Source organism: Neobacillus sp. DFD-2R (assembly GCF_057747865.1).
This window is the reverse complement of the sequence record NZ_CM173228.1, coordinates 2,760,621-2,784,091: the sequence shown is the minus strand read 5'-3', so window position 1 is coordinate 2,784,091 and position 23,471 is coordinate 2,760,621. Positions and strand designations below refer to the sequence as shown.

At 35.7% G+C, this 23,471-nt stretch carries 23 protein-coding genes and 3 pseudogenes; 20 read left to right on the top strand and 6 right to left on the bottom strand.

What is annotated here, in order from left to right; genetic code table 11:
* The first annotated feature begins 839 nt into the window (after positions 1 to 839).
* Both AC3ANV_RS13990 and AC3ANV_RS13985 read left to right on the top strand, forming a co-directional pair.
* Positions 840 to 1,211 carry a hypothetical protein gene (locus AC3ANV_RS13990; RefSeq protein WP_488309377.1) on the top strand — a complete coding sequence of 124 codons (372 nt, stop codon included), beginning with the start codon at positions 840 to 842 and terminating at the stop codon, positions 1,209 to 1,211.
* A 1,229-nt stretch (positions 1,212 to 2,440) separates the two neighbouring features.
* On the top strand, positions 2,441 to 2,692 hold the full coding sequence (locus AC3ANV_RS13985; protein WP_488309376.1) for a DUF4236 domain-containing protein: 252 nt from the start codon (positions 2,441 to 2,443) through the stop codon (positions 2,690 to 2,692).
* Between the two features lie 160 nt (positions 2,693 to 2,852).
* On the opposite strand, the gene AC3ANV_RS13980 is transcribed toward AC3ANV_RS13985, so the two are convergent.
* The gene (locus AC3ANV_RS13980; RefSeq protein ID WP_488309375.1) at positions 2,853 to 3,248 is read right to left on the bottom strand and encodes an ABC transporter permease; all 396 of its coding nucleotides are present in this window, start codon (positions 3,246 to 3,248) and stop codon (positions 2,853 to 2,855) included.
* Positions 3,249 to 3,660: 412 nt separating this feature from the next.
* On the opposite strand from AC3ANV_RS13980, the pseudogene AC3ANV_RS13975 reads away from it, so the two are divergent.
* From AC3ANV_RS13975 to AC3ANV_RS13905, 15 genes and pseudogenes are all read left to right on the top strand, one after another.
* Positions 3,661 to 4,377: pseudogene (locus AC3ANV_RS13975) on the top strand (LLM class flavin-dependent oxidoreductase); the annotation flags it as partial.
* A gap of 211 nt (positions 4,378 to 4,588) precedes the next feature.
* On the top strand, positions 4,589 to 4,792 hold the full coding sequence (locus AC3ANV_RS13970) for a Fur-regulated basic protein FbpA (protein WP_488314221.1): 204 nt from the start codon (positions 4,589 to 4,591) through the stop codon (positions 4,790 to 4,792).
* A gap of 81 nt (positions 4,793 to 4,873) precedes the next feature.
* Complete coding sequence (locus AC3ANV_RS13965; protein ID WP_488309374.1) at positions 4,874 to 5,062, top strand: hypothetical protein; 189 nt, start codon at positions 4,874 to 4,876, stop codon at positions 5,060 to 5,062.
* A gap of 771 nt (positions 5,063 to 5,833) precedes the next feature.
* Positions 5,834 to 6,568 carry a GNAT family N-acetyltransferase gene (locus AC3ANV_RS13960; RefSeq protein ID WP_488309373.1) on the top strand — a complete coding sequence of 245 codons (735 nt, stop codon included), beginning with the start codon at positions 5,834 to 5,836 and terminating at the stop codon, positions 6,566 to 6,568.
* Between the two features lie 139 nt (positions 6,569 to 6,707).
* Positions 6,708 to 7,181 (top strand): GNAT family N-acetyltransferase, encoded by a 474-nt coding sequence (locus AC3ANV_RS13955; RefSeq protein WP_488314220.1) that lies wholly within the window; start codon positions 6,708 to 6,710, stop codon positions 7,179 to 7,181.
* Between the two features lie 690 nt (positions 7,182 to 7,871).
* Positions 7,872 to 8,072 (top strand): DUF4046 domain-containing protein, encoded by a 201-nt coding sequence (locus tag AC3ANV_RS13950; protein WP_488309372.1) that lies wholly within the window; start codon positions 7,872 to 7,874, stop codon positions 8,070 to 8,072.
* A 329-nt stretch (positions 8,073 to 8,401) separates the two neighbouring features.
* The gene (locus AC3ANV_RS13945) at positions 8,402 to 8,710 is read left to right on the top strand and encodes a hypothetical protein (protein WP_488309371.1); all 309 of its coding nucleotides are present in this window, start codon (positions 8,402 to 8,404) and stop codon (positions 8,708 to 8,710) included.
* A gap of 115 nt (positions 8,711 to 8,825) precedes the next feature.
* Positions 8,826 to 10,391, top strand: a complete 1,566-nt coding sequence (locus AC3ANV_RS13940; RefSeq protein WP_488309370.1) for a spore germination protein — start codon at positions 8,826 to 8,828, stop codon at positions 10,389 to 10,391.
* Between the two features lie 33 nt (positions 10,392 to 10,424).
* Positions 10,425 to 11,633, top strand: coding sequence for a Ger(x)C family spore germination protein (locus AC3ANV_RS13935; RefSeq protein WP_488309369.1), 1,209 nt, complete (start codon positions 10,425 to 10,427; stop codon positions 11,631 to 11,633).
* Positions 11,630 to 11,857 carry a hypothetical protein gene (locus AC3ANV_RS13930; RefSeq protein ID WP_488309368.1) on the top strand — a complete coding sequence of 76 codons (228 nt, stop codon included), beginning with the start codon at positions 11,630 to 11,632 and terminating at the stop codon, positions 11,855 to 11,857. The genes AC3ANV_RS13935 and AC3ANV_RS13930 overlap by 4 nt, the downstream gene beginning before the upstream one ends.
* Positions 11,858 to 11,894: 37 nt before the next feature.
* A complete protein-coding gene (locus AC3ANV_RS13925; RefSeq protein WP_488309367.1) occupies positions 11,895 to 13,007 on the top strand; it encodes a GerAB/ArcD/ProY family transporter in 1,113 nt (370 codons plus the stop codon).
* A 90-nt stretch (positions 13,008 to 13,097) separates the two neighbouring features.
* The gene (locus tag AC3ANV_RS13920) at positions 13,098 to 14,213 is read left to right on the top strand and encodes a GerAB/ArcD/ProY family transporter (RefSeq protein ID WP_488309366.1); all 1,116 of its coding nucleotides are present in this window, start codon (positions 13,098 to 13,100) and stop codon (positions 14,211 to 14,213) included.
* An 81-nt stretch (positions 14,214 to 14,294) separates the two neighbouring features.
* Positions 14,295 to 14,705: a hypothetical protein gene (locus AC3ANV_RS13915; protein WP_488314359.1), complete on the top strand. Its 411-nt coding sequence runs from the start codon at positions 14,295 to 14,297 to the stop codon at positions 14,703 to 14,705.
* A pseudogene (locus AC3ANV_RS13910) lies at positions 14,641 to 15,235 on the top strand (IS6 family transposase); the annotation flags it as partial. The gene AC3ANV_RS13915 and the pseudogene AC3ANV_RS13910, both read left to right, overlap by 65 nt.
* A 981-nt stretch (positions 15,236 to 16,216) precedes the next feature.
* Complete coding sequence (locus AC3ANV_RS13905) at positions 16,217 to 17,152, top strand: site-specific integrase (RefSeq protein ID WP_488309365.1); 936 nt, start codon at positions 16,217 to 16,219, stop codon at positions 17,150 to 17,152.
* Positions 17,153 to 17,719: 567 nt separating this feature from the next.
* On the opposite strand, the gene AC3ANV_RS13900 is transcribed toward AC3ANV_RS13905, so the two are convergent.
* Positions 17,720 to 18,835, bottom strand: coding sequence for a tyrosine-type recombinase/integrase (locus tag AC3ANV_RS13900; RefSeq protein ID WP_488309364.1), 1,116 nt, complete (start codon positions 18,833 to 18,835; stop codon positions 17,720 to 17,722).
* Positions 18,836 to 19,158: 323 nt separating this feature from the next.
* Here AC3ANV_RS13900 and AC3ANV_RS13895 point away from each other — a divergent pair, with 323 nt between their 5' ends.
* A complete protein-coding gene (locus AC3ANV_RS13895) occupies positions 19,159 to 19,275 on the top strand; it encodes a hypothetical protein (protein WP_488314219.1) in 117 nt (38 codons plus the stop codon).
* Positions 19,276 to 19,814: 539 nt separating this feature from the next.
* A complete protein-coding gene (gene yhfH, locus AC3ANV_RS13890) occupies positions 19,815 to 19,949 on the top strand; it encodes a protein YhfH (protein ID WP_488309363.1) in 135 nt (44 codons plus the stop codon).
* Between the two features lie 396 nt (positions 19,950 to 20,345).
* Here the strand turns inward: yhfH and AC3ANV_RS13885 are convergent.
* A pseudogene (locus AC3ANV_RS13885) lies at positions 20,346 to 20,426 on the bottom strand (DUF3895 domain-containing protein); the annotation flags it as partial.
* 587 nt (positions 20,427 to 21,013) lie between these two features.
* Positions 21,014 to 21,100, bottom strand: coding sequence for a TetR-like C-terminal domain-containing protein (locus AC3ANV_RS13880; RefSeq protein ID WP_488314218.1), 87 nt, complete (start codon positions 21,098 to 21,100; stop codon positions 21,014 to 21,016).
* 277 nt (positions 21,101 to 21,377) lie between these two features.
* On the opposite strand from AC3ANV_RS13880, the gene AC3ANV_RS13875 reads away from it, so the two are divergent.
* The gene (locus tag AC3ANV_RS13875) at positions 21,378 to 22,238 is read left to right on the top strand and encodes a hypothetical protein (protein ID WP_488309362.1); all 861 of its coding nucleotides are present in this window, start codon (positions 21,378 to 21,380) and stop codon (positions 22,236 to 22,238) included.
* 248 nt (positions 22,239 to 22,486) lie between these two features.
* On the opposite strand, the gene AC3ANV_RS13870 is transcribed toward AC3ANV_RS13875, so the two are convergent.
* Together AC3ANV_RS13870 and AC3ANV_RS13865 are read right to left on the bottom strand one after the other, a co-directional pair.
* Positions 22,487 to 22,666 carry a hypothetical protein gene (locus AC3ANV_RS13870; RefSeq protein WP_488309361.1) on the bottom strand — a complete coding sequence of 60 codons (180 nt, stop codon included), beginning with the start codon at positions 22,664 to 22,666 and terminating at the stop codon, positions 22,487 to 22,489.
* A gap of 99 nt (positions 22,667 to 22,765) precedes the next feature.
* On the bottom strand, positions 22,766 to 23,215 hold the full coding sequence (locus AC3ANV_RS13865; protein ID WP_488309360.1) for a peptide deformylase: 450 nt from the start codon (positions 23,213 to 23,215) through the stop codon (positions 22,766 to 22,768).
* Between the last annotated feature and the right edge of the window lie 256 nt (positions 23,216 to 23,471).

Genomic DNA, 23,471 nt, shown 5'->3' with positions numbered 1-23,471 from the left:
GTGGTTTTACCCCATGTTCAGGTGGTGTATGGAGAAAATTTAATTGAACAAACGGTGTGTTACAGTTTAAAAAGTATCAGCTGCGTATGCAGCTTTTTTTGTGTGTTCAATTGAAAAAAACGAAAGTAACATAATGGATATTATGTTACATTCGGTTTCCCTTAAAATACTAAACTTGTCTTTTGATCGTATGGTATGTTCCTTTATGAAAAATAAGTTACATACAAATTGGCTATTAGTACGTATAACATTCTACATATTGTTTTTCTTTGGGATACCGTCAGGAAAATGCAGGTGTCACAACCCAAGAGTTGTGGAACAAATTATTCTTCAACTAACCTCCATTACTTGAAGAAGGAGATTCTTATTCAATGTGGAATTTAACATGAAATAAAAATGTATACTGGGGGAGTAAAATAAAGGTGCCCCTACATAAAATTCGAAACATAGCTTTTTGTATCATTTAACCTATTGAATATTGAATTTTGATGTATTTATAATATGTATTTTGAAAGGGTTCGAGAATCAGTCTCTTAAAAAGAGGGTTTAAAAGAAAAACTTGATAGGAAGGATAAAAGGCTTTGAGAGATTGAAATGGAGCTAGATAATGATAGTTAGGTAGTATGAAGGCGAATTGATGAAATACCTCGGTTAAAAGAAATAAAGGCTCCTAAATAAAAATGAACTTTCATTCCTCGTTAAGTAAGAGGCTTTGAAAGCTCTATTTTTAACTATATTTATCTGCTAAGCACTTTTCGCCACCCTAGTTTCCGATAATATGAAACTTAATCATACATTGTTCGTATAAATATAATAATGATTAAAGGAGTTGAGAGGTATTGTTCCTAGCAGAACTTCAGCCAGAGGAGAAAATTGCGTTTCTTGAACTAGCTGCACTGATTTCCGAAATTGACGGGAATTTATCTATTTACGAAAGTTCAATACTTAACAAGTATCAAAAAGAAATGGATCTTGAGGATTATAAAATAAAGGGTCTCGCCATCGATGATATTTTAAGGATTTTCAAAAATGAACGCTCCCAAAATATTGTCTTGACTGAAATCTTTCAACTGATCTTTTCAGATGGAGTTTTTCATGATCAAGAGAGAGAATCTGTCCGCTTAATAAAGAAGTATTTTGGATTAGATTCAAGTGACTTTGGAGACTTCAAGGATTGGATTGGTAAAATAAAAGAATTATCCATTTCCTAGGTGGTTTAGATGCAGCTTTTTTGCTTTTTTGGATCTGAAAACAGGTTGGGTCCCAGTCCAAGGTTGGTTAAAAGGACTAGAGCCATTTGTTATTTTTATATAAAGCTATCATACAATGATTAAATGCACTGATCATTCCGCTGATTCCTCTTCTAGAATAATCTATTAGAAGGTTTATACACAAATTCTTTTTCAACTGAACGGGTGCATACCTCATGATCTTGCATCTAAAAAAAGTATGTTCTTTTTCCTATCCGTAGTCTACGTTACAGGTCTTATGGGTTCGATTCCCCATAAGTTCTGCTATCAAAGTTCATAACAACGAGGTTTTCTGCTGATAATCGGCCTTTGGTAACCTTTATCCTTAGTGGATCTCATTGTGGTATTCAGTCAGTTTTCCGAAAAACCATTTTGGGCTCTAATACAATAAAGTGTGGGATTTATCATTAAAATTGTCTGCTCTTAGCTCTCTTAATACTAATTAAGGGGGCTTTTGTTATTAAAACTTTAGCCCATAATATAAAAAAATACCTTCGTCTTATAAAAATGGAACTATCATTATTATCTTAATATTTTAATAATAACTTTATATTATATTTCAACATATATACCATATTTTTACATTTTATATGTCTTATCATATATGACATCTTTATTATTGTATTCTATGTTGTCATCTCTATTAAATATAAATTATATAAAAATAGAAGTTTGACGGTAGAGTTTTAAGGTAAGCGGAAAGCATCTTTAACGTTTGATTTATCTTTTTAAAAGATAAGGATCATTTTAGCATACCGACACTTTGATTTTCAGATAATTAATCTACAAGGAAATTAGATTACATGAAAGAAAAGATAAATGCGTTAGAATGTAAATTTCTGGCATCCTGAATTAAAGAAAAAATTGTTGTTCAAATTGTTGCATGTTATTGTCCTCTGATAAAGAGTTCTAGGACCCATGATTGATTAAACCTAAGTCTTTGTTTGATGAGTTTGCATTTGTTCATCAAGGATGAGCTGAAACAACAGATGACTGAGGATCACTTAATCCAGTTGTTATAAGCCTTAAGGCTTTTTGTTTCATCCTCTCAACCTTTTATAATTCTTTCCTCCTATTATTTCACCCAATTGACAGCAAATGGCAATCGGTAACATAATAGATTATAGGATAAAAGAGGGGGATTCAATAGTGGATTTCGGTATCGGAAAAGCTTTAAGATTGCCCCAGGGGTGCGATTAAATGTTGGTAGTAATAGCTCAAGCATTTCTTTCGGTGGAAGGGGTATGAGGTATACAATCAACTGCAGAGGATGGAGGACAACCAGTGTGGGAATACCAGGGACAGGAATTTCCTACGTAAGCTCTTCTTCAACTTCAAACAAAGGGTATCATCGAACGAAAGCTTATAACCAAAGACAACAACTACCATCACATGGTCATGGAAAGTTGGTACTAGAACAGCTCCTGGTACATACCCTGTGAACATTTCAGTGAATGGTTCAACAATAAAGAGACTCTGACTGTCCACTAAAATAGGGGGGAATAAAGTGAAAAGAAATATAATAAAACCAATGTTAGCACTATCTTTACCATTCTTGCTACTAGCTGGCTGTAATACTTCAGCAAATAAGGGGGAGTTGGCTCAACCAATACCAAGCCATAAAACCAACAATGCATAATAAGCAAGTGGAGGAAGGGGCCTGTAAAATTCAATGATCGGATCGAAAATAGAGCGAATAACTTTTGAATTTCCACATAATAGTCCTAACGGTACCGCTGTTATAAAAGCAAACAACAGGGCTGTGAACAGCCGATACATACTACTGGAAAAATGAGTTAGTAAAGGAATTCCTTTATACCCCTCTGTTATTAAAATAATAAATGCGGACCAAACCGCTTGCGGTTTAGGGATAAAAAAAGGATCTACCCGATCTAAATTTGAAACAGTGAACCAAATGATGAATATAATCGCAATAGTTACCAACGAAATACCTTTGACTTTCAAATTCCTACTTTTTTGAAAAAATTTATCTTGCAAATTCCCTCCTCCTTATAAATAAAAAAGGCTCCCTCATTAATGAGATAGCCTCCAGCTGCCTGGCAGGTTTTTAATCTCATTAACGATATAGGAGCCTCCAGTTGCCTGGTAGGTTAATTTTATGTAATCCGATCGAATTAGTAAGATTATAGTAGCAAACTTCAATTTAATAGTCAATAATTTTCAGAGAATAATAAACATGCAGGAATAAACATGGATAAATGAGCGAAAACCGAATTGGTCGCACAAAAAAAGGAAAGGCTGCCATTCACCTTCCAAAATAAAACAAATCCCTTAATAGTTACCTGCTGGGATTAGGTTTTACCAGAAGCATTGCTTTTGATGACTGCTATAATGTATCACTTTGAACAGTATAAATTTACATCTTACAAAGTGGCTATCTGTGCAGCTGAACCCAATACATTATATTCAGATTGGTTCTTCCTATGCAGGGAAGGAGCTTGCAGCGCGGACTGCAGAGGTTATTTTTACAGCTTGGCAAACCCTTGAGAAGAGGCACAAGTATTTTATGCCGATGTAAAAGGAAGAATGGGGAAATACGGTCGCTCACCAGAGGAACTGAAAATTATGCCTGGAATTTTCCCTGTTATTGGAAGAACGGAGGAAGAAGCAGAAGAAAATAAGATGCAGCTTGAGGATCTTATACCGGAAGAAGCGGGGATATCTATTTTGTCTGGCATGATAAGTGTTGATTTATCAGGATATCCGGTGGATGGACCACTCCCTGATTTGCCTGAATTGAATCAGATAAATGGTGGGAAAAGTCGTTTCCAATTATAAAAGGATCTTGCAGATCGTGAGGGATTGGCGATTCGCAAGTTGTATCAACGGATAGCTGATGCCCGCGGACATCGGGAGATCAAGGGTACACCTGAACAAATTGCGGATCAAATGCAAGAATGGTTTGAAAATGGAGCAGCGGACAAATTCAATGTCATGCCCCCCTTATTTGCCTGGGAGTCTGGAGGATTTCGTTAATTTGGTTATTCCAGTACTACAACAACGCGGATTGTTCCGTAAAGAATATACAGGCAACACATTAAGGGAGAATCTCGGATTAAAACGGCCAGTTAATACACTTATTGAGTCCTTAAAAGAAACAATATAGTCTCGTTTATTTTATTTTTTCAAATTCCTACTTGATTTATAGGATTAATGTGTTTTATAATATGGATAATTACTTAGAATATTCAGTAAATGCCGGCTGGTCTACTAGAGGCTCTTTATTTAGGATGATTTGTAATCCTAAATAGGGAGCCTCTTTGTTTTAGAAGGCATTCATGTAAATAAATTAAGAAAAAGGTGAGATTCTGGTGGGAATGGATTATCGGAAAGGTGTTGAAGCTAGGCGGAAGATATTAGTGGATAAACTAATTGCTTTTAATGGATATAAGAAAGTTGATAAGACATTTTTGAATGAATTAACACTAAAAGAACTGAAAAATGAATATAGAAAATTTCTTTCACAAAGTCATCCACATGATGACTTTGGGTCAATACAATGGATATATAGAAAAACGTGAATGAAAAAAAGGCGGACTTTTGGAAAGTACATTTAGTCATTAAATGGGCTTAAAAAAAGAGTATCTGAAAGGGGCATTTTTATGAACTATATTGAGGTAAAAATGTGGATAAATGATTATTTAGATTTGTATCTTTATGCAAAAAGTATAAATGATCAGTTGTGGAAACAAGAAATTATAGAAAAACTACAAAATTCTCATCACGATACCAGAAAAGAGGCAACATCCATTGAATCTAAAAATCGTTTGGAAAAGAATAAACAAAATTAATAACATATTAGTATTATTTATTAGAAATTGTAAGTTACCATTTCCAATGGCAAGTTGTTGAAATGAATTCAACTGGCTTAAAAATTTTTCAATGAACCAAATTCCTGTGAAAGTTTATTTGTAAATATTTAGGGTATAAGACCGGAAGAATTTTTTCTTTTTTTACTCCCCCATACTATTATTGCCCCCGATAAGCTGCTTAAGTTGAAATCTATGTTTATCAGTATATCCTACCAATATATTTGAAACTGTAGCGGGCGGGATGTTCCTCTGACTTTATGTGCTAATTGTTTTTTCTGCGGATTATATCTGGAGGGGAAAATCTAGCTTACACAGATTTACTACTACCATTTTTAAAACGAATCGTCACTACAACAGGTAGAAGTTACATCTTAATAAGAAGAAAAAAACCGTATTTAAGTCACGATATTAAAAGATTCCCATAGTGACTTGGCGGATGCTGTGGAAGCTATGCCGAAATTTTAATTAAGAAGATGATCTAAGTTAGTTAAGCAATACGACATTAAATTGAAAAGTACAAATATATAATAGAAGAAACTCGTAAAAAAATAGCCTATACCATCGGGAGCATAGGCTATTTGTATTCAACAATCGGGCCATATTCTTGAATAAGAGAAGGAATTATTCGTAAGTAATCGAACTATAAATTATTCAATTAACGAGAGCAATTTAGCTAAAAATATATTCATAACCCTATTGAATAAAAATACAATTTTGTTTATATTCATCTGAAAAAAGAGGGGATAAGAAATGATTCATAATATTGAAGAGTTATCGCTTAACGCCTGGACTGCATTACAGACAATGCTTTATGACGGTTGGTTGATAAGATTTTCCAATGGTTATACGAAGCGTGCCAATTCGGTCAATCCGATTTATAAGTCAACAGAGGACCTAGATAAGAAAATTCATTACTGCGAGAATATTTTTGACACTCGAAACTTGAAACCTGTTTTTAAAATGTCAGAGTCCGTATATCCAGAAACGTTGGACATAGTTCTAGAAGGTCATGGCTACATTGCAATTGACCATACAAGCGTTCAATTATTGTTGTTATCGAAGATAAGGGAGCCATTAATACATACGGTTAAAATAGACGAGAGATTAAATGACGAATGGCTAAATCAGTTCTGTAAACTCAACAATCAAAAAGAAACAAATAAAGCAACTATGAAGCAAATGCTTTCATTGATTCTTCCAAAAACATGCTTCATTTCGCTTTATGATAATGAGACTGTCGTTGCATGTGGGTTAGGGGTTTTAGAGAGAGGTTACTTGGGAATTTTCGACATTGTTACGGATGTGCATTATAGAAACCGTGGGTTTGGAGAGCAGTTAATGCTGAACTTACTGAAATGGGGAAAAGAAAACGGTGCGGAATATGCTTATCTCCAAGTGATGCTGAACAACGGACCTGCATTAAAACTCTATTCAAAATTAGGGTTTCAAGAAAGTTATCAATACTGGTACCGTGTAAAAGAGTAATTATGTAGTTCCGGGTTTTCTGACATTACTGTACTAACTGGTAGCATTACTTGAAGTAAAGTAATTAAGTTTTTATAATAAGACATTACAAAAAGATAAAGTTGGTGGTCTTTTGGTAAATTCAATACTAATTGATAAAATGCTCGTTGAAGATTGGGAGAGGGTACGGGAAATTTATTTAGAAGGTATTACTACTGGAAATGCGACCTTTCAGAAAGAGGCTCCTTCTTGGGAAGAGTGGGATAAGAATCATAATATGGACTGCCGTATTGTTGCCCGATTAGAAGATAGTATTTTAGGATGGGCTGCGTTAAGCCCTGTCTCAAGTCGAAGTGTATATGCTGGTGTTGCCGAAGTAAGTATTTATGTTAGTCAAAGCAGTAAAGGAAAAGGAATCGGAAGTAAACTGTTAAAAGTTTTAATTGAATCCAGTGAACAGAACGGTTACTGGACGCTGCAATCTGGAATATTCCCTGAAAATGTTCCAAGTCTAAATTTACATAAAAAGTATGAATTTCGAGAAGTTGGAAGGCGGGAACGAATTGGTCAAATGGATGGAATGTGGCGTGATACGATTTTGTTAGAAAGAAGAAGTAAGAAGATTGGTGTTTAAGTAAGGTTTTTCAACTAAAGGATGATTATCTCGAATAAGATTTAGGCATTAATCTTCAACAATCGGGCGCTTTAGTTGAAGAAGAAATATATAAAACCCTAAATGCAAGGGAAAAAAGTCGGTTTTACATTTATATACCATAATACCGATTATAAACAGTCAAAAACATCCGTTTATGATGGTATGATTTTGCGATAAGTTTTGATAGAAAAAAGCACACAAAAGAGGTGAATTTATACCTCTTTTTTATTTGGCCCCAAAAACCATGGTTTTTGATAGGGTTATATAGAATAGAAGTATTTTCAAGCGGTCATTGTCGCATCTACTGTAATACGTACAGTATTGCCAACTACCTGTTTCAATCGGATATGATGGATCAAATCCAGGACGTTATCTTGGTGAATTTACAGTTTGTTCTTTAATCTAGATCTACTCAAGTCTAGTTAATAATATAAGGACAAAGACAAGATGAGATTATTTATTTTACTATAAATTGTATTAATTAATATCGTATTATCGAAAGTGCGTCCATAGAGGTATACCTTTATAGATTTTGTTCCAATACGTCCAAATATTTCTGTTTAGGATGTACTTTTAAGGACGGTATTGAAGTTTCAATTGCCCCCTCTGTATCCTTTTTAGGTTCTTCACTATTGGTATCAGGCTTTATTTGTACGGGAATTAATTGGTATGAATCATATGAAATTGGAAAATATAAACATGTTAACTAGTAAGGGGGACTTATATGTGACAGAAAAGGAAAAGGTGATTCAACTGTATCGAGACATATTAGAGGGGAAAAGAACTCGATTTCCTAACCATTTTTTTGTAGGGGATCAAGGAAAGAAATACTTGGCCTACATCACACGTTACTTGATGAAGAGTATTTAGGTATCCCTACAAACAAATTCCTCATTACGTTACCGCAAAAACATTATGGGATTATCGATTACGTTTTCCGGCTCAGATGCATGGATGGAACTTTTTCGGTTCAAAACGCGTATCCTGAAACATTTCACCCTTTAGAATTTAAACAGGTTTCGTATGGTTACTGGCAGGGGGAAGAGGGAGGGAAAAGAGCGATAGAAGCCGTACGTTAAGTCATTGAAGAATAATATAACATTCCTTTTCAAGAAATTCCTCTGAAAATCAACCATCATTTTTTTAAACAGAATGGGCTTGCTAGCGTTTTTGATATATTTGAGGATTCTCCTTATCAAGTGATACAAGCTAACTATCCGAATCAATTTCAAACAAGGGAATTCTCAACTGTCCCTATGAATTTTTGGAAAAATAAAGAAAATGTGATGTGGGCGATGGAATGGTTCCTTTTTCAAAAAATAGGGTTTTCTTCATATCAAGAAGACCTTCAACGATTGTTTCGAAAACATTTTACCATCTATCGAATGACAGGATTGTATCAAATGGCGTTTGATCAACGATTATATAAGGTGAAACAATGGATAGAAAAACAGATAAAGCAGTTCTCCTCATGTACACAAGAAAACATAAAATCAACGTTATATTGAAAAGGTTGAATAAACTTCCAATTAAATAGGATTAATTTACTAGATATATCACAAGATAAAGATAAGTTTCACCACGATTTTCCATAACACATTGAACAAAAGGAAGGCGCTGTCCATGTTTTTTCGAAAAAATCGAAAAAGGTTCCATCAGCAAAAACAATTTCATACACAACAACAGGGTACCATGGAACAAGTACAGCTTTCTCCAGACTTAGATGAAAACTTACAGGTGCTTCACTCCATGTATGACGATTGCATGGATGTAGTCTTTCGGACATTTTTGATTGGTGGACGAACAAGAGCCGTTCTTATATTTATAGACGGATTATCTAATCTTGAAGAGGTTGATGATAATGTACTTGCCCCACTTGTAACAGAAACAGAAGGCAGGGTTCGTAGTCCGCGTGAATTGTTAGAGAAAAAGATACATATTTCAAAAATGAAAGAGGTCAAAACGTTCGCAGAGTGTAAAGAGTATATCTCTATCGGGTTCCCCGTGCTTTTAGTACAACAAGAAATGGTCGGACTTGCTTTGGGGCTATGCAAATGGGAAAAACGATCGATTGAAGAACCACAGGCTGAGAGTGTCGTGCGTGGGCCACGGGAAGGTTTTGTAGAAACTTTGGCAGTCAATACCTCCCTACTCCGACGTAAAATCAAAAGTCCTGACCTCAAAATGAAATCGATGAAAATTGGGCGCTATACTGATACTCATGTTGTCATTGCTTACATGAAAGGACTTGCTGATCAAACCCTCATTGAGGAAGTCGAAAACAGGTTGCAGCGTATCGACATTGACAGTGTATTGGAGAGTGGGTATATCGAGGAACTGATTGAAGACAATCCCTATTCACCTTTTCCTCAACTCATCAATACAGAGAGGCCGGATGTAGCAGCTGCGGATCTCCTGGAGGGGCGTGTGGTAATTTTAGTAGACGGTACACCGTTTGTCTTAATTGCACCGATTAGTTTTTTTTCCTTACTTCAGTCACCGGAAGACTATTATCAGCGTTACCTAATTAGTTCAGCCATCCGCTTACTGCGCTTCGTGTTTATGGTGATGTCTCTTCTTTTGCCTTCTCTCTATGTAGCTGTTCTTACCTACCATATGGAGATGGTGCCGACAGCCTTGCTGATTAGTGTAGCATCTTCACGGGAAACTGTCCCTTTTCCGGCGCTGGTGGAAGCATTAATGATGGAAATAACCTTTGAAGCCCTGCGGGAAGCAGGGGTTCGGCTTCCAAAACAGGTCGGGGCTGCTGTTAGTATTGTCGGCGCTTTAGTCATTGGTCAAGCAGCCGTTCAAGCTGGACTTGTTTCCGCTCCGATGGTCATTATTGTTGCGATTACAGGAGTTTCATCTTTTATGGTCCCGCACTATACGCAAGGGATTTCATTGCGAATGCTTCGCTTTCCGATTATCCTGCTTGCTGGATCCCTGGGCTTGCTTGGGATTATGCTTGGAGTAATAGCCATCGTCATTCACTTATGTGGGTTGCGATCTTTTGGGGTGCCATACCTTTCTCCAATCGCTCCGATGAAAGGGCATGAATTAAAAGATACCTTGATTCGAGGACCGTGGTGGATGTTGAATAAACGCCCCCATTTAACTGGTGAATTTAATCCATATCGACAGGCCCCCGGGCAAAAACCGAATCCGGGCAAAGGAGGCGAATCGTAGAGCAAAGATAAAACGAGAAGGATGTGAGTATGGATGAAACTCTTTCAGTCTCAAAACATTACAAAGTTGTTCCTCGTCCTTCTCTTGTTATCGGTTAGTTTCCTGCTTACCGGTTGCTGGGACAGAAGGGAAGTGCAAGATACGGCGCTGGTATTAGGGGCTGCCATTGACAAAGAAAAAGGGAAAAACATTAGGCTTACAATTCAAATTTTGATTCCTCGGGCTGTGAGCAGCGGGCGGCAGGGAGCGGGGGGAGGTGGAGGAGGAGGCCCTCAGGTCTTGGTGAGATCGGCGATAGGAGAAAATATGGCAGATGCTGCATCAAAGCTTCAGACAGAATTTCCGCGTAAAATCTTTTGGGGGCACTGTAAAGCGTACATTTTCGGGGAGAAGCTCGCAAAAGCAGGAGGTATTCATGAGCAAATTGACTTTTTACTTCGCCACCCAGAACCTCGGGAACGTGCTGATTTGTTTGTTAGTGTTGGGAAAGCAGCAAATATTCTAGAATTACAGCCACCTTTAGAGCTATACGTGGGAGATGCTCTCCGAAAGCTGGCTGATATGCGTGTTGGTACGCGTATTACAGTGAAAGATTTTGAACAAATGTTAACAGGTGATGCAGAGGCGGCATTCCTGCCTTTGATTAAAAAGTTACCACCATTGACTGGAAACGAACAAGAAACGATAGCTGATATCGTCGGGACTACTATTTTTAAGAAAGATAAAATGGTCGGGCAAATTGATATCAAAGTAACCAGAGGACTGTTGTGGTTACGCAATGAAGTCGAAGTGACTGCGGTGACGGTAAAACCCAAAAAAGGAGAAACGATATCGTTAGATCCCATTCGTGAAGAGACGAAGCTCATCCCTTCCATCAAGAATGAAAAGTGGAAGATCCTAGTGAAGGTAAAATCGGAAGGTACGATTGTACAAAATGGGAGCAATCTTGACATTATGAGCCCAAACATTGTGAAGAGGATAGAAAAAGACTTAGAAAAAGACATCAAACAACGCATGAACCTATCCCTAAAACAAGTGAAGAAAGAGATGAATATTGATGCGTTCGGTTTTGGAGATGCGTTTCACCGTAAATACCCTAAAGAATGGGAGAAAGTCAAAGATCATTGGGATAAGGTCCTTCCGCAGGTGGACGTAAAAATAGCTATTAAAACGCGTATAAGACGCCCTGGTTTGACTACCACACCGGCGGGTGTTCCGGAAAATGAGGTAGAAAAGAAATGATATGGACTGTTTTAGCAATAACTGTAGTTGTGGTTATTATCACATTATATGAATGGCCAAAAATGAATCAAAATCAGAAAAAGGAGAAAGCAACCTTTGTAACCATAACGGCAATGGGGTGGCTTCTTGCTATCCTCCTTCTTTTCTTTCCGGACATGCCAGGTCCTACACAGCTGATTGAAAAACTTTTCAAACCGCTTGGTAAGATGCTTGAGAAAAAATAGGATCATAGGCAATAAACAAAAAGAAGGAGAAAAGAAAATGATCGAAAAAGGGAAAATTTCTGCATTTCAGATGACGCTTATGATTGTACCAACGATTATCGCAACCGCCGTTCTAGTCGTTCCAGCCATTACGGGCAGGTACGCAGAACGTGATATGTGGATTTCGCCAATTTGGGGTGCCCTCACTGGATTTTTTACCGTGTTTATCGTGTATCAATTACATAAGCACTACCCGAAGGAATCGATTATCCAATACAGTGGACATATTATCGGCCAGATTCCAGGAAAAATCGTTGGGTTTGTCTATCTATTCTTTTTATTGCATGCATGTGGCCTAATAGCTAGGCAGTATGCAGAGTTCATTATTACTTCTTTTTTTCCTAAAACCCCGATGATCGTAATCATCGGTAGCATGGTTCTAGTCTGTACCTTTGCTGTACGAGGCGGTGTGGAAGTATTGGGAAGAGCCGCCCAACTGTTAGTTCCGATATTTATGCTTCCACCGTTCCTGTTCATTCTGCTCCTGCCTGACTTAGAACTAACGAATATGTTTCCGATTATGGGGCACGGTATGATGCCCTCAATCCTTGGATCAGCTGTACCCCAGGCTTGGTTCAGTGAAGTCTCTCTTATCTCTATGCTGCTTCCTTTTGTAACAGATCGTGAAAAAGGGAGGAAATGGGGGATGATCTCAGTGGCTGTCGCTATGGTAGCCCTAATTCTTGGCAATATAGTTGGCCTTCTCTTATTTGGAGAATCAGTAACCACTTATACCTATCCAGTGTTTATGGCTTTCCGATACATGAGCGTTGCTACTTTTTTTGAACATCTTGAGTCAGTCGTGATCACTATTTGGGTGCTGGGGTTGTTCATCAAACTTTCCGTGTTCTATTATGCACTTGTTCTAGGAACGGCCCAATGGCTGCATTTGTCTGACTACCGCTCCATTGTATTTCCACTTGGTTTTATTGTGATACTATTCGGTATATGGGCAGCTCCCAATGTACAGGAAATGGGCCAATTTTTAGGCACGATTGATCCTTTTTATATACCATCTATTATGACGTTCATTCCCATGGTACTACTAATTACCGCTATTGTGCGAAAAAAGAAGCGGATAAGAAAAAGAAATCATACGCTTATAAAGTAATAACACATACAAAGTATTTTGCCGATTTAAGAGTGTTTTCAAAATATTTCTTCGGGATAATAAAAGAAAATAGAATGAGGTAAAAAGGAAATGATTGAAAAAGGTAAAATTTCTGCATTCCAGATGGCATTTCTTATATTACCACCGATGATATCAACCGCTATTCTTACCATTCCGACTGTAACAGGCAAGCATGCCCTTCGTGATATGTGGATTTCGCCAATTTGGGCGTCCTTTAATGGATTTTTTACAGCGTTTGTTGTATATCAGTTACATAAAATGTACCCAAATGAAACTATCATTCAATACAGCCGGCACATTGCGGGGCGGATTATAGGAAAAGCACTGGGATTTGTCTTCTTGTTTTATTTCCTGTATGTTTCCAGCTTGATTGACAGGGAATATGCAGATTTCATTATGACTTCTTTTCTCCCCAAAACCCCGATGATCGTAGTCATTGGAAGCATGGTTCTTATTTGTGCCTTCGCAGTACGAGGCGGTGTGGATGTGCTGGGAAGAGCCGCCCAAATATTCGTTCCAATCTATATGTTGCTGACACTGGTACTATTTTTACTGCTCCTTCCTGACTTAAAGCTGGAGAATATGTTTCCTATCATGGAGCATGGTATAACACCTTCGATCAGAGGAGCAATTCAGCCATCGCTTTGGTTCGGCCAAGTTTTTCTTACCTCCATGCTGCTCCCTTTTTTGACAGATCGTGAAAAAGGAAGGAAATGGAGTATGATTTCGGTGTTTTTCAGTATGTTAGCTATGATTTATATCAATATCGTTAACCTTTTGTTGTTTGGAGAATCAGTAACCACTTATACCCATCCGGTGTTTACTGCTTTCCGATACATTAGCGTCGCTACTTTTTTTGAACATCTTGAGTCAGTCGTGATCGTGATTTGGGTGATGGGAGTGTTCATTAAACTTTCAATATTTTATTATGTGCTTGTTCTGGGAACGGCCCAATGGTTACATCTATCTGATTACCGCCCCCTTGTATTTCCAATCGGTTTATTGATGATTTTATTCGGCATATGGGCATCTCCCAACATGCAGGAACTGTCCAAATTTATTGAAACCATCATTCCTTTTTTGGAATCATCTATTTTTACGTTCATCCCGATAGTGCTGCTACTCATCGCAAGCATACGGAAAAAGAATCGGAAAGAAAAAAATCCTACGCCTATAAATCCATAACATATACAGCATTTTGTTGATTTAGAGTTTTTTCTAAATATTTCGTGGAATAATAACAGAAAAATGGAATGGGGTGAATAGATGCTGGAGAAAGGGAAAATTTCAGCCTTCCAGATGGGAATGATTACGTATACGGCTATAATCGCAACCGGAGCCATTACAGCGAAAGCAGCGGACCGGAATAATGTGGCTGTCGCCGATTTGGGCTTCCCTAACAGGTTTTCTAATTCTTTGTATTATATATCAATTGAGCAGGCTCTATCCGAAGGAGACGCTTATCCAGTACAGTGTACATATTCTAGGCACAATCCCGGGAAAAACGTTGGTTTTTTCTACTTATTCTATTTACTGTTTTTAATTCATCTCTCATCAGGGTTTACGGAGACTTCTTGTGCCTTCGCTGTACGAGGCGGTGTGGAAGTGCTGGGAAGAGCGAGGCCTGTCGATAGCTCACACAACGATTATGCGTTGGGTCCATCAATATGGTCCTGAGTTGGATAAGAGAATCCGGCGTCATCTTAAGCAGACCAATGACTCGTGAGAGAGTAGATGAAACTTACATAAAAGTAAAAGGACAATGGATGTATTTGTATCGTGCGGTCGATTCAGAAGGGAATACCATTGATTTTTGCTTAAGTAAAAATAAAAATTCCAAATCAGCCAAGCGCTTTTTCAAAAAAGCCTTGGCTTTTTCGCATGTATCCACTCCTCGTGTCATTACTGTAGATAAGAATCCAGCTTATCCAGTAGCAGTTGAGGAGTTAAAAAAAGAAAAAAAGATGCCAGAAGGCATCCAAATAAGGCAAGTGAAATATCTTAACAACATCGTGGAACAGGATCATCGGTTAATCAAGAGACGAGTCCTTCCTATGTTAGGGTTCAAGTCTTTTGATACAGCTATATCCATTCTTTCGGGAGTAGAAGCCATGCATATGATCAAAAAAGAACAGATTGATTTACGGGATCAGTCTATCCAAATTCAAAAAGAATTCATCCATCAATTGTTTGGGCTTACAGATTAAGATACGATTCGCTAAGAATATATGCGCTTTATTCTCTTTTATTTTATCTTTGCACCAGAACCATAAAAAGTGTCTTGTATTCGGCTTTTTTATTTCTTGCAAAAGAAATTTTTAAAAAGCTCAAAGAGTTGGAAAGGCAGGCTCTGAAGAAAAAACGGTATTAACATCATCCGAGAAATTTCATCTTATTGAGAAGACAATTCGTGAGCACCAATTAAAATAATATGCTATATATTTAAGCATATATAGCATATTATTTTTTAACATATATATATATGATTTATTTATTATTGTTTTCTATATCATCATTATTATTAAGTATAATTTTTATTATTAATGTTCACCTGTAGTGTTAAAAAGATAGAGGAAAGCATCTTTAACGAGTACTTGATCTTTATAAAAGATAAGACTAATATTTATGTTCAAATTATCAGAATTTCCCGTTAATTAATATACAACGAAATTAGATGAAAGGTTATACGTAAAAGAAAAGATAAATGCGTTAGAATGAAAATCTCAGACATCCTAAATTAAGGGAATTTTATGTTTCAATTCGCAACCATCTTAAAAACATTGGGAAAAATTTTATATTAGGACTTTTACCTTTTTTTATTAAATTATTAATTTTGCCCTAGAGTACTTTGTGTAATGTATTTTAAATAATTAGAGGCTGAATTTTCCTCTATGGTAGATAAGAATTTCAGCATACCTAAAATTCAATTCCCTGACGTGCAAACGTATTTGTTCTTCTTCGTGACGAGTTTCTTTTATAAATATTTGCTTTATTTTTAAATTTCATTATAGTCCTGGACTATTAATTAAAGTGGTCATTAGATGTTACCTTTAAAATGATTCACTGCTAGTCTGTGAATTTAATTATGGATTTTACACTATTTTGTTTACGCAAACTCTTAGTTCCGATAATATATAGTTATCGGAACTTAAAACCGGAAAAACCAGCCGTTAAGGAGGTTCGATATTATGTTAACTGAAAGTGGGAAATTTCTTCAGATTGATAAAGAAAAACTGGAAAAAATAAAATTCTACATCCAAAACTCCAAAAGTAAGAACACCCAAAGAAGTTACGCCTCGGACTGGAAGCATTTCACAGAGTGGTGTGAGTTGAATGGTCGGGATCCGTTACCGGCATCTGCTGGCACGATCTGCCTTTATTTATCGGAATTAGCAACGACACATAAATATTCAACCATTCGAAGACGAGTTTCTTCTATTAATATGGCGCATAAATACAAACATCATCTTCCACCTTCCAAACAAGTTGGAGTTCAAGCCTTATTGGAAGGAATTAAAAGAGAAATCGGTACTCGGCAAGAACCGAAAAAAGCATTGATGCTACAGGTCCTTCCGGCCTTAATCGATAAGATTGACACCTCGACTCTAATTGGTGTACGTGATAAAGCCATTCTTTTTTTGGGTTTTGCCCTGGCGAGCCGACGTTCAGAACTGGTGGCTATTAATATAGAAGATTTAGAAATTAACGACCTTGGGATGGACGTAAGGGTTCGTGAAACTAAAACGAAAAATGATGATCTTATAAAAGGTGTTGTTTATACGTACAATGAATTTTGTCCAATTAAAGCAACTAAAGAATGGATTAAAATAAGTAAAATCACTACTGGAGCGTTGTTTCGTTCAATTGATCGACATGGAAATATCAAGGAAAGGTTAAGTGATAAATCCGTAGCACTCATAATAAAGAAATATATCGGGGAACTGGGTATGGATGTAAACGACTTTGCGGCACATAGTTTAAGAAGTGGACTATCTACAAGCGCTGCCATGATGGGAATGACAGAAATAGCGATTATGAAACAAACTGGCCATAAAACCAGGGAGATGGTTGATCGTTACCTGCAAGCAGGGTTACGTTATAAAAACAATGCAAGACCATCTTGAATAATTTGTGATTACCAATTTTTAGTGTGTTGGGAATTTGAATTTAAACGAAATTATCTTTTCCTTGATGTACAATCACCCAACTAATTTTATCCTGTGATAATTGTCGAAAAATTCAACCAAGAAACATGTTTATGGAGGAAAAATGGAAAGCTTCTTAAAAATAATTGATTTAGGTAAAAAGGAGGGTACATCAGGACACTAGCAAAAAAGGACTCTTATAAAACAAATATATATTTAAAATCAATGATTATAATGTTATTAATATTAAAAATAACATATATTTAAAGTATATTTCATCATATATATTAAAATATATTTTTTAAGGGTTTTTATATACTCTGAAAATGCATAGTAAGTCTGTAATCCGCAGGAATTCAAATCTAAAAGATCTCGAAATATTATTTTCGAGACTTTTTTAATAATGTATTAGAGATTACTTTTATAAATAGATCAATTTCATTGGATTACTTTTCACAAGCTGTTTTTGAAGATTGCTGTTGCAAATAGTGAGATGAAGACAAAAGGATATTACCCCTGTGCTGCATATTTTTATAAAATTAGCCTTTAAAACAAGTTAACTTTATTTAAATAAATATATGAGTTATCTTGGTTGATGCGTTCTAGGTATATATTGGTTGTAGAAATATCCGAATGGCCAGCCCAATCCTTAACGACCGCGAGAGGAACGTCGCTCTCAAGCAAAAGAGTAACAAATGTATGACGGAACCAGTGAGGGGTTACGCTTAAATTTTTTCCTGCAAGTTGTACAGCTTCTTTCACAATTTTATACAGGGCAGGGTAGGACAACCGTTTTTTATTAACTATGGGCTCATTTTTATTGTATAAAGCGTAAAAGAGAGGGCTAGTATCCTGCATATTTATTTCAATGGTTTCTCCCATACTTTTTCGATACCTAAATAAAATATCTTTGGTTTCAGCCCTTATAGGAATTGATCGAGGTTTATTCCCTTTTCCAATGACATCTACAAATAAAAATCCTTTACGGTTATATCGAAAACTTCCCCAATTCAAGCTCAAAAGCTCATTTGCTCGAAGGCCTGTAGTATAGAGGAGGTATCCAATCAGCAAATTCCTCTTCTCCAATTGTTCTCGATTTCGTGTTGCCCTTACTATTTTAGGAAAGAAGGAAATAAGAAATTCAGCTTCTCTTTGATTCAATTCCCTGACTTGCACACGAGTTTGTGCTTCTTCATGACGAGTTTCTTCTATTATATAGTGTCCTTTTTTAGACACCGGTTTGGAGATCCAAGTGGAAAGGTGTGCTTTGTAAAATTGCGTTTCATAACCAAAGTCCAATAACCTTCTGAAAAACTCCAATTTTCGTATTGAAGATTTAGCTGCATACTTTTCATTAATAAATTGGTTATAAGCCTTTACTTCTGGGAAACCGATATTCCGAAAGGAAAGGGAATGGTACGTCAGAAAAGTAAGCAGCGTTTTCGCATCCGATCGGTAGGCTTTAATAGTGGGGGAAGAAAGTTTTTTATCTTGAGGAAACAATTTCTCTAAAAAAAACATTTCAAGAAAATCCTGTTCGGAACTATTTTCAAGTGTGAGGTTCCGATTTTCGTCAAGTAGATGGCGAGCTTTTAGATTCTCCTGTAAATGGACTAAGTACTGTTCACCATTCATATTTTGAAGAAGAGTCAAGTAATTCATTATTGACCTCCTAAGGATTTTTTATAAATAATTATATTATGTAAAGTAAAGAAGAATGCTTGTTCTATCTATGTTCTTCCGCCAAGTCTTTGATTAAAAAATACAAAAAACATATTATAAAATTAAAGTGTGGGTACTGTCTGAGATTCGCTCTCAGACGAAATTAATTTTCTTTTCTAATACAATTGCCCATTCATTTCATTACAGAGCTTCTCGCTACTACAATCAAAATTTATTTAAAAATGAAAAAAATATATTTGGCGAGATTTTTTAAACAAAAAAAGATGCCATATCTGAGTATGAAGTGGTAAACAAGTCAACAGCTGGAAAAAGTAGTAGAAAAGGGAATTGAACAACGTTTACAAAAAACGCTTAATGAAGTTCAAAAAGAAGTGATAGTAGATATTTTTGGATTTGCAGAAGACTTTGAGCAAAAATAGCAGAAAAAGTGGAATAAAGCAAAGGATAGATGAACGACATCTTTACTGAAGTTGGAGTGACCTTTCATATTCATTCTAACGTGAAGAGAACAGGAGTGGGAAGCGCACAAAAATATTTTAATTGGGTGGCCTAGGATGAACCGAATCAAAAAAAAGAGAAAGTAGTCTTTATCTTTATGGTCACAACGGGACGGGTGTTTGCTATCCTTGTTCTTTTCTATCCAAAGCTGCAAAACCAATGCAAATGATTCAAGACCTTTTTTCAACCATTTAGTAAGATTTTTCACAAATAATTCTTCGTTATCTGTAAAAAAGGGTTCTGGCTCAAATATGATTTGTTATATAGAACCTCAATATCCTTTTCCTCTATGAATTATGATGCTACTTTAACTAATTTATGGATAAATTCAATCTCACTTTGGGTAGACTTAAAAAAATCAAAATTTTTTAAAAAAGGCTATACAATTTACTTTTTTTTGTTTATACTGTTCTACAACAGGTTGATTAAAAATAAACTGTATTAAAAAAGGAGTGGTATTATGTTAATGAGTCCAGTTGAATTTTTTCGTAATCTGCCTAAAAAGGAATGTCCGGAATGTGGTCAGCATTTGGAGGAACAAGCTGAATCCTATTTAATGGAATGTGATCGGTGTCTTTCTAAAAAAAAGGAATAATAATCAAAAAAGCTGATTCAATTTTGGTAAAGGGTTCCGATTTGGGGTGCCTTTCTCAAATTACAGTGTTATAAGACAATTGATTTGGTGCATTAAAAACACAAAAAAACTCGTCTTTTGACGAGTTTTTTATATGATGTTAAAGTAAGGTTTTAATTATCTAAAATAGATGAGATCTTTCCAAACAAAGATTTTATCTATAATTCCAATTCTTTGTACCGGTGTAGCCAATTTTCCATAAGCTTTATATGGCATATAAAAGTTGTAGTACGTTCTTAAAATCGTAATAGCATATTGTTCGTATTTAGGACTAAAATTAATATAACCTTTTAGACTGAAGATAAAACTACCTTTTGATGCCAAAAGGTCCAATAAGGTACATACTTGTATATAAGCTTTAGGCTTATTGGTTGAGAAGCGGTCGTTAGATAGCTTTTCTTCTTGAATTAAAATCTCACAAATTTCGGAGGATTTCAAATATGTACGGATTACCAGATTTATTGAACAAAAGGGCAATTGACCCGTTGAGACATAGGAGGGGAAGCCTCTAGGGGGCGGCGTGGAGAACGTTCAACATATGGTAAAATATGGAGTTTGCTGTGTCTCCTTTATTTAACTGTCAATTTAAGGGAAGATGATAAAGGGAAGGGTTTAGGTATTAGAAAACAAAAAAAAGCATGTGAATTATAGATGGGGAAAGTTTTTCCCTAAAACGTTCGTTTGTGGTACTTTTTTTGTAAAAACAGAAATGGATATTTATGTTAAAATAGAGAAAAGATTGTGAAGAAATGTACTTAAGCTAACGAAGCAGTTTAGTTTAAGTGTATTTCTTCACAATATTAAGAAAAAAGTATTCTTTCTTTGTTAGTAAAATCGTTTTTTTTATATTTGTCTGGTGTCACCAAACTAAATTAAAGGCATTTCTAAAATTGTGTAAATACTAAATCAATTAAGTACCCATTATATTGAATGATTTGAACAAAGTTTATTATTTATTGCTGCGAACAAAACAGCCATGTTCATACCTGGCTGTTGAACTTCCGCGCTTTAATATTTTTTAGTAATTATAATATTCTCTCTACTAATTCTCCGACTTGCTCTGCCATAACGCGTGGCGGATAAGGTATTCCTTCTTTAAGCCACCATTCCACCAGTTCAACGTATGCAGCGGAAACAAATCGAATAATGATATCTTCGTTTAATCCTTTATTTTTGCCTACGGTAACATTAACTTCGTCTCTTAAGATGGGGATGGGGAAGCCACCTTTTTACGAGGTACCGCCAACAAAAATGATTTTTAATGTACCGTATTTATGATACGTTTCACCGTAATGAATCAATATGAAGTATAGAAATTAGAGAATCTCTAATAATAAAAAAATTAAGAGGATAAACTTTAGGAATTCTTTTAGTACCGGAGTGAACCGTGTGCATAGTAGTTATTGGTTTTTTGCATTACTCATTTCAAGCACGATACTGTTTTGTTTTATTTTATTAAAAAAAAGAAACACTCGATCCCTGTTTCTTTATTTAACAATGGTTGGATTTGGTTATATCATCGAGACCACTATATTTAATTTCTTAGGAAGCTATGATTATAACCCCAATATTATCAAGCGTAATTCATTTTATGACAGTGAATTGGGAGCGTTTTTCTCAAACGCATTATCTTTACCGGTCACAGCAACCTTGATAGCAACTTTCCACTTAAATTGGCTTTGGATCATCTTTTTTTCTGGATTCTTTGTAGGGATTGAATGGTTATTTTTAAAGCTTCATATCTATACACAGCACTGGTGGAAATTAGCATATACGGGATTGGGTCTCCCTTTATATTTTGCTTTAGCTAAGATTTTCTATAAATGGATTTTACACCCTTCAAGGGGATTCAAACACAATTTGATGCTCTATTTAATCACGGGTTCCATATCTGCAAGTGCCCATATTCTTCCGATGCTCTTTTTCTTGAATAGATTTTATCGCCCTAGATGGTTTGGGAATGTAGGGAAAGATTCCATTGCATTCTCAGCAATTTACTATTTATGCGTAAGTCTTTTTTATTGTCTTATGATTAAAATCAATTGGAAACCGAAATGGATCAAATATATTTTAACAGGTTTATTTATTTATACTGTGAATCAAGTTCTTGAAAAGATTGGAATTCTTCATAGTCTCGTGTGGTGGGACCAAATTTACTATATTTGTTTAGCATTATTTCTTATTTTCCTTGTTGGAGTTATAGATAAAAGATTATCTAAACAAATAGTAGCCGATAAAAATCCATCCTAATGAAAACAGGTGCAGTCTTCATTTAGACGAAAGCACCTGTTTTAATACTTATCATAAAACGAATGTCATTCGTGAACGTATCGGCTTAAAGAATAACTTGTGAAAATTTAGGGGATTTTCATTATTCACCTCATTTTTACTATGCCCATCGATAATTTAAATAGAACCCAACTATAAGGAAGTAACTGATTCGAAAGGGGGCTTGAGTTTAACCAAGAGTCGTAGCGGCGACTCTTTTTCTTGTTCAACTAACGGGTAGCTAGAATTGAATAAGACCAGGTTGCTGCGGCAGCATTTTTTCTTGTTCCACTACCGTGGCAGAAATCTATTTTTTCATTAATTTGACGAAGAATATGATTTGAAGGAACAAACACATTTAAATCAATAAATTCAAGTTTACTTTGATATTCATCTTTACGACCCATCATAAAAAATTCCCCCAATAAAAAACCTGTATAGAAAAAATTCTATTCAGGTTTTAGAAAATCCTATTATTTTTGTCAACAGCCCCAAAATCCGTTGCCTTTTTAAAATGCCTGCAAAGTTTTGCTTGTAAAAAGAATTCCTTCCAAATGATCAAATTCATGCTGGAATATAATCGAATCCATACCTCCCATCTCACGGAATATCCTTTCACCAAAGATTGATAAATAGGAAATCCTTATCATGAGGTAGCGCTGAACAATCCCTATAATCCCTGGGAGAGAGATACATCCTTCGCCAGATGGTAATGAGTTGGGTGTTGGATCAAGTATATCAAAACTTGGATTGATTAAAATTTCTGTTCCTGTTGTAAATCGAGCAACAAAAGCCCGTTTTGATACGCCGACTTGCGGTAATGAAATTCCTAATACATGTGGCGAATTTTCCACGAACGTTTTCATTTCATTCAAAAGTGGAGTTACACTATAAATGTGTTCAACATTCATTGCTTTTTGAAACAAAATTGGGTTTGGAAATGTAAGAATGAAAAACATATCATCACCTTTCGTCTGAGTTAAATATTTTTACAAAATTTTTTGGAATATTTTCAAAAAAAAAGTCCTTTATAAAATATATTCTAACGGAAGAAAAAAATAATAGGAAATCAAATTGACAATAAACATTATTAAAAAACCTGCATCGATTTATAAATCAATACAGGTTTTTTAATGGTTTATAGTAATTCTTTAGTGGAACAAAGGGTTGCTGCGGCAGCCTTCTTTTTTATTGAACTAAAGGATGCAGTTTAGT

Bases quoted from the DNA above. Each gene is read 5' to 3' on its own strand.
- AC3ANV_RS13970 (WP_488314221.1), top strand. From the start codon at position 4,589: ATGGATTATCGGAAAGGTGTTGAAGCTAGGCGGAAGATATTAGTGGAT.
- AC3ANV_RS13965 (WP_488309374.1), top strand. From the start codon at position 4,874: ATGAACTATATTGAGGTAAAAATGTGGATAAATGATTATTTAGATTTG.
- AC3ANV_RS13960 (WP_488309373.1), top strand. From the start codon at position 5,834: ATGATTCATAATATTGAAGAGTTATCGCTTAACGCCTGGACTGCATTA.
- AC3ANV_RS13955 (WP_488314220.1), top strand. From the start codon at position 6,708: ATGCTCGTTGAAGATTGGGAGAGGGTACGGGAAATTTATTTAGAAGGT.
- AC3ANV_RS13950 (WP_488309372.1), top strand. From the start codon at position 7,872: ATGAATCATATGAAATTGGAAAATATAAACATGTTAACTAGTAAGGGG.
- AC3ANV_RS13940 (WP_488309370.1), top strand. From the start codon at position 8,826: ATGTTTTTTCGAAAAAATCGAAAAAGGTTCCATCAGCAAAAACAATTT.
- AC3ANV_RS13935 (WP_488309369.1), top strand. From the start codon at position 10,425: ATGAAACTCTTTCAGTCTCAAAACATTACAAAGTTGTTCCTCGTCCTT.
- AC3ANV_RS13930 (WP_488309368.1), top strand. From the start codon at position 11,630: ATGATATGGACTGTTTTAGCAATAACTGTAGTTGTGGTTATTATCACA.
- AC3ANV_RS13925 (WP_488309367.1), top strand. From the start codon at position 11,895: ATGATCGAAAAAGGGAAAATTTCTGCATTTCAGATGACGCTTATGATT.
- AC3ANV_RS13920 (WP_488309366.1), top strand. From the start codon at position 13,098: ATGATTGAAAAAGGTAAAATTTCTGCATTCCAGATGGCATTTCTTATA.
- AC3ANV_RS13915 (WP_488314359.1), top strand. From the start codon at position 14,295: ATGCTGGAGAAAGGGAAAATTTCAGCCTTCCAGATGGGAATGATTACG.
- AC3ANV_RS13905 (WP_488309365.1), top strand. From the start codon at position 16,217: ATGTTAACTGAAAGTGGGAAATTTCTTCAGATTGATAAAGAAAAACTG.
- AC3ANV_RS13900 (WP_488309364.1), bottom strand. From the start codon at position 18,835: ATGAATTACTTGACTCTTCTTCAAAATATGAATGGTGAACAGTACTTA.
- yhfH (WP_488309363.1), top strand. From the start codon at position 19,815: ATGTTAATGAGTCCAGTTGAATTTTTTCGTAATCTGCCTAAAAAGGAA.
- AC3ANV_RS13870 (WP_488309361.1), bottom strand. From the start codon at position 22,666: ATGATGGGTCGTAAAGATGAATATCAAAGTAAACTTGAATTTATTGAT.
- AC3ANV_RS13865 (WP_488309360.1), bottom strand. From the start codon at position 23,215: ATGTTTTTCATTCTTACATTTCCAAACCCAATTTTGTTTCAAAAAGCA.